Source organism: Novacetimonas maltaceti, from assembly GCF_002906255.1.
Lineage (GTDB): Bacteria > Pseudomonadota > Alphaproteobacteria > Acetobacterales > Acetobacteraceae > Novacetimonas > Novacetimonas maltaceti.
Window position 1 is genome coordinate 1 of sequence record NZ_POTC01000124.1, and the last position, 1,995, is coordinate 1,995.

1 protein-coding gene and 1 pseudogene are annotated in these 1,995 nt (G+C 56.0%); one reads left to right on the forward strand and one right to left on the reverse strand.

Annotated features, from left to right (window positions below; all coding sequences use genetic code 11):
- Positions 1–138: 138 nt before the first annotated feature.
- Positions 139–861 (forward strand): annotated as a pseudogene (locus KMAL_RS16530) (aldo/keto reductase); the annotation flags it as partial.
- Positions 862–1,377: 516 nt separating this feature from the next.
- Here KMAL_RS16530 and KMAL_RS16535 read toward each other — a convergent pair.
- A complete protein-coding gene (locus KMAL_RS16535) occupies positions 1,378–1,800 on the reverse strand; it encodes a hypothetical protein (RefSeq protein ID WP_146044264.1) in 423 nt (140 codons plus the stop codon).
- Positions 1,801–1,995: the final 195 nt, after the last annotated feature.

Consider the following 1,995-nt stretch of genomic DNA (forward strand, 5'->3'; position numbering starts at 1 on the left):
CCTCCAGCGCAACCCGTGACTTGAACTCTGCCGCATACCTCTTCCGCGTAACCTTGCCCATAAAACCCGTCCTCGTTCAGGCCAGATGATAGCTTATCGCCCTGTCCGAAAAATGGGGACCACCTCTACTGGGGTTCCTACGACGCGCGGCCTGCCGCCATGAAGAACTTCCTAGCCTATACCCTACAACGGCTCGGGCTTGATCATGTCGACATCTACCGACCTGCACGGCTGGACACGGCTGTGCCCGTTGAAGAGACGATTGGCGCCATCGGCGAGATGGTTCAGGCCGGTTATGTCCGGCATATCGGTCTTTCGGAAGTTGGTCCGGAAACTATCCGGCGCGCGGCTTCAGTCCATCCGATCAGCGACCTTCAGATTGAATATTCGCTGATTTCACGTGGCATCGAGGACAAAATTCTTCCTGTCTGTCGTGAACTCGGTATTGGCATAACAGCTTATGGCGTGCTCGCGCGCGGTCTGATCAGCGGACACTGGCAAGGAGCGAAGGGGCCAGGGGACTTTCGGGTTCGTAGTCCCCGCTTTCAGGAAGGCAATGTCGAGCGCAATCTGGCCCTTGTGGAGACATTGCGCGAAATTGCAGCCACCAAGGGCGCGAGCGTGGCCCAGTTGGCAATTGCCTGGGTAGCCGCACAAGGTGACGATATTGTACCACTTGTAGGAGCCCGTAGGCGTGATCGGCTCTCCGAGGCGCTGGGTGCGCTTGATCTTGCGCTGACGCCAGACGATCTGGCTGCTATCGAGCAGGCTGTTCCCAAAGGGGCAGCGGCCGGGGAACGCTACGATCCGAAACAGATGGCGGTACTCGACAGCGAGAAGTCTGGGGTCGGAGAGGGTTAGGAGCAAGGTAGAGCCGGTGCAGGTATCTGGGCCGCCCGGCTCTTATTTTTACCACCCTCGCTGGCGGTGCTCTTCAGCCTTTTTCAGATTGGCAGATACAGACACTTACGTCTGCTTTTCAGAATTTAGCATGATGCTTCCTGTGGCCGTCATGAGGCGTCTGCCGCCTGTCCGCTTCACGTTCCTTGAGCGGACAGGCAGTTCAGGGGGGGGAGCGGAATGTCCGGTTGTAGCTTAGAAATTAAAACAGCGGACATTCATTCGGACTGACGTCGGTTTTCGATTGCTCTCAGTAAAAAATATGACCTTAGAAGGGGCAGAGAGAGACGCCCGCCGGGGTCTGGTGGCCTTTATTTATTATTCCAACTCTATTGTTGATAGGTGTAATTTATGCAAATCTATCAATATCTTATAATAACACCATTGGCCCACGCCATGATTGATACCATGCTCCGAACTGCGGACCGTTAGACAGTTCCTTTCATGGGTTGAAAACAAAGCTTCGTCCGCGCGCACTCAGACGCTTTGAAGCACTCGTCTAAGCTCGTCAGCCACGTATGGTGATAGCCCTGCTGTCTCGGGTGTCAGTCGGGAGAGGAAGCGTCGCGCTGACTCTAGATCCATGTCCCTGTTGATTGTCAGGCTGGACAGGACGTGCGCCGTGTGGCGAGAGAGGCCGAGGCTGATAAGCTGGATCATCGTTTGCGATGCTGCCCCAAGCTCCAGATATAAAGTCAGTGCCGGTATCTTCGCGGCGTATGAAGCGTGCCCCGTTGCGGTCAGGGCCTCTTTGAGCACAGCTCCGTAACAGCCCAGCATGTTCACGTATTTGAACCGGAGGCTGCTTTCCACATCCGTCAGCACCTCTCGAATGACCGTCCGGTTGGACCGGTTCTTTCCCTTGCGCTTATGGTAATTGATCGCATCGTCGATGATCATCGGCAGCGGCTCACCACGCATCCAGCGAAGAGCGAGAGGAGCCCAGTACCGATGATGCTGGCCACTCTTCTGAGGTGGTCCCGTCCGTTCGGACAGTTTTGCGGGCTTGATAAGCTATACCCGGTTGTTGTTATGCCGCCCTTCTGACGGCGTTGCTGTTGGCCATCTGGTCCGGGGTTAACCCCGGACCAGATG